This is a genomic window from Brucella sp. NBRC 14130, from assembly GCF_040371715.1.
Taxonomy (GTDB): domain Bacteria; phylum Pseudomonadota; class Alphaproteobacteria; order Rhizobiales; family Rhizobiaceae; genus Brucella; species Brucella intermedia.
Window position 1 is genome coordinate 1 of the sequence record NZ_BAABTE010000047.1, and the last position, 3,148, is coordinate 3,148.

The window sequence follows — 3,148 nt, forward strand, 5'->3', positions numbered from 1 at the left end:
GTGAGCGCAACGAATAGCCCACGTCTTTCGTGATTGACGGAATGGGTTTCCGGCTGGCAGTCAAAACTTTTGCTTTGCCCGCTTCGGCATAAAATAGGTTCGGATATTGACGATTGCTTCAGCGACGTCAGCGGCATCCTGGCGGGTGGCTTTGCGTTTTGTCTCGCCGAGCTTGCGAATTGGCGCAATGATATCGCCGGTGACGGCATGACCGCGAAGAACCGGCTGCCAAAGTCTCGGCGCGTATCCTGTTGCCAGCAAAAAGCAGAGGTCCCAATCGAACGGATCAAAGGTTTGATCATCGATCCTGGTGAACCTGGGCCGGTAGTCTTTCGGGGTTTCAGAGAGGCTCCCCGAGATACGGTTATATTCCGCAACGATCGTCTGCACGGCCCGATGTTCGGTTGTTTCCATCGGCAGGTTCAGGGCGTCCGGGCCAGTCAGTTCCGGGATCCATTTGCGTGGGTCGATGAACTTTGGGCCAATGATCAGAGCCGTAAGATAACCATCGAGACCGCTCATTGACCAGATTGGCGATGCCGGACGGCGTCCCCTGATAAAGGCTTCGAACGCCGCGTCATCAAGCTTCGGTCGATCCGTCGTCCCCTGGCTGTTGTGCATCATGCCGCCCGTCGCTCCTGCTGCGTCATCGCTTCACGCTCAGCCTTCCAGGCCCACGGCAGGAGACTTTCCATTTCGTTGGCTTTCACTTTGCCGGAGATGATGCGCTCCAGCACATCGGCAAGCCAGACCTCGGGGTCCACACCATTCAGTTTACAGGTGTTGACGAGCGATGCGAGGACAGCGAAAGTCTTTCCACCCCGCTCGTTGCCCACGAACAGCGAATTCTTCCTCGTCAGGGCCACGGATTTCATTGAACGCTCGACCACATTGGAATCGATCTCGACCCGGCCATCATCAAGGCAGGCTGTCAACCCGCTCCAATGGTTGAGCGTGTAGCTGACGGCCTTGCCAAGCGCCGATTTCGCCGACACCTCGTCGCGCAGTTCGGTGAGGTGGACTTTCAGCTCTCTCATGACTGGAGCAGCCTCGCGACGTCTCACGACGAGCCGGGTATCGGCGCTTTCGCCGCGCAGTTTTGCTTCGATCCGATAGACTTCCGCAATCCTGGCAAGGATCGACAAAGCCTCCGAAGAACCCGTCAGCTTGACGACATCGACGAACTTGCGCCGCGCATGAGCAAGGCAGAAGGCCAGCCGCATGGGTGCGACATTGCTCTTGCCCCGACGTTTGACCATGGTTTTATAGGCTTGGTATCCATCGACTTGAAGCACGCCGGTAAACGACGACAATTGCCCCTCGATCTCGCGGGCGCTGCGGCTTTCGGCAAAGATATAGGCCACGGCCGGCGGTGCCGGACCATTCCAGGGACGGTCGTCAACCGCCTGCGCCCATAACTGGCAGACCTTGGTTCGTTTGCGCCCCGGCTCGAGCCGCGGCAACGGCGTCTCGTCACAGAACACTCTCGGCTGCGAGCGGATAAAGGCGGTAAGCGCGTCATAGAGAAGCTCCAGCCACCAGGCGACCCGCATCACCCAGGCGCCAAGCGTACCGCGATCGATGATGACACCGCAGGAGGCCAGCATTTGCGCCTGTCGATTGAGCGGGAGATGCCAGGCAAACTTCGAAACAGCGACATGCGCGGCAAACGCCGTGGTCACCATGCCACCGTCCATCACGCGCGCCGGTGCAGGTGCTTGCACGATGGCACTCTCACAGGCCCGGCATGCATAGCGCGGCCGGATCGTCCGTTTGACCCGGACAACAGCAGGTACGATGTCGAGCGCCTCGCTGACGTCCGTGCCGATGCAATGCAGTTCGAACGAACAGCAGGGGCAAATCTTGCTCTCCGGCTCAATGATCTCTTCATAGCGCGGAAGATGCTTGGGCAAGCGGCCGATATTGCGGGCAGACGATCGCCGTGCCTGTGTTTTGTCTTCACCGGCCGGTGCGGCATCGTCATTGGCTGCAACGGGAATATCGCTTAGATCGCCCAGGTCGAGCGTTGCCTGGGCTGGATCGATGATCGTCATCTTCTCCGATTTCGTCCCGAAGAGCTGGCGCTCAAGGAAGGCAATACGCGCTTTGAGATCGGCATTCTCTTCGTCGAGTAAGAGAATGATCCGGGTCAATTGCGCAGCATCCTGGGGCAAGGGATCGGGTCGAAGCAGCATGACCGACCCTATCATATTAGCCTGAATCTTCAAGCAAAACCAATAGGATCAGCCTACTTTTGAGGGTCGTCTCACCGCGTTTCGCTTGACCGGCGTCCAGTCAATGCCAGCTAGCAAAAGCGAGAACTCCTGGGCACTCATCTGCATCGCACCATCGCGGATCGGGGGCCAAACAAACTTTCCGCTCTCCAACCACTTTGTCGCCAGGATCATGCCTGACCCATCCCAGTAAATGCAGCGAAGTCGATCCAGACGCTTGGCGCGGAAAACGAACACGTCGCCACAATAGGGATCGGCCGCGAGCGCTGACGCCACCAAAGCCACAAGACCATTCATACCGCGCCGGAAGTCGACAGGTTGCGTCGCCACCATGATCTTCACGCCACTCGGCGAAACTCCGATCACCGGCGACCTCGCAAGGCCGCCACCATCGCTTGCGCCAGTTCAGGTGCTACCGGGCCCATAACCGTCATGCGCGCGCCAGCAATCTCGATCTCAATTCGACCCGCGGCAAAGTGGGCGACATCTGACGGCGAGCCTGGAGCCGGCGTTCGATCGCCAACTACCGTCACCGGCACGAACATCGCCTGCTGCGCACTGGACCTCGCAGATCGTTGAGAGGTCAGCCCAGCGTCCCGGCGCCAGACGTTCAGCAAGCCGCGATTGACGCCCCAGCGCCGGGCAACGGCCGAGATGTTAACATCAGGTTCCGCGCTTTCCGCAAGGATCCGCGCCTTCTCCTCGTCAGTCCAATTCCGCCGCTGCCGCCGGCCGGTAATCACCTCGATCCGACGATACTTTCCCTCATGCCTGGCTTCATCCATGTCTTCATCCATGACTTCAAGCATGGCATCAGCGCGTTCTCCAACCATTCCATTCCGCTCCTATCGATGAAGGAGCTTATCTCGCGGCCTCATTCACAAAAGAAAAGGTGGGTTGTTCGTCGCGCTCAC

At 59.0% G+C, this 3,148-nt stretch carries 4 protein-coding genes; all 4 read right to left on the reverse strand.

Annotated elements, in window-relative coordinates; genetic code table 11:
• Positions 1 to 60: 60 nt before the first annotated feature.
• The 4 genes from ABWW28_RS27350 to tnpA are packed head-to-tail and all read right to left on the reverse strand — an operon-like array spanning position 61 to position 3,067.
• The gene (locus ABWW28_RS27350; protein WP_353392967.1) at positions 61 to 624 is read right to left on the reverse strand and encodes a UPF0149 family protein; all 564 of its coding nucleotides are present in this window, start codon (positions 622 to 624) and stop codon (positions 61 to 63) included.
• Positions 621 to 2,195, reverse strand: a complete 1,575-nt coding sequence (gene tnpC, locus ABWW28_RS27355) for an IS66 family transposase (protein WP_151607717.1) — start codon at positions 2,193 to 2,195, stop codon at positions 621 to 623. Before tnpC ends, ABWW28_RS27350 begins: the two co-directional genes overlap by 4 nt.
• Positions 2,196 to 2,243: 48 nt before the next feature.
• The gene (tnpB, locus tag ABWW28_RS27360) at positions 2,244 to 2,600 is read right to left on the reverse strand and encodes an IS66 family insertion sequence element accessory protein TnpB (protein ID WP_151679077.1); all 357 of its coding nucleotides are present in this window, start codon (positions 2,598 to 2,600) and stop codon (positions 2,244 to 2,246) included.
• Entirely contained in the window at positions 2,597 to 3,067 is a 471-nt protein-coding gene (gene tnpA / locus ABWW28_RS27365; protein WP_353392970.1) for an IS66-like element accessory protein TnpA, read from the reverse strand. The genes tnpB and tnpA overlap by 4 nt, the downstream gene beginning before the upstream one ends.
• Positions 3,068 to 3,148: the final 81 nt, after the last annotated feature.

Coding starts and splice junctions, on each gene's coding strand:
- ABWW28_RS27350 (WP_353392967.1), bottom strand. CDS start 624: ATGATGCACAACAGCCAGGGGACGACGGATCGACCGAAGCTTGATGAC.
- tnpA (WP_353392970.1), bottom strand. CDS start 3,067: ATGGTTGGAGAACGCGCTGATGCCATGCTTGAAGTCATGGATGAAGAC.
- tnpC (WP_151607717.1), bottom strand. CDS start 2,195: ATGCTGCTTCGACCCGATCCCTTGCCCCAGGATGCTGCGCAATTGACC.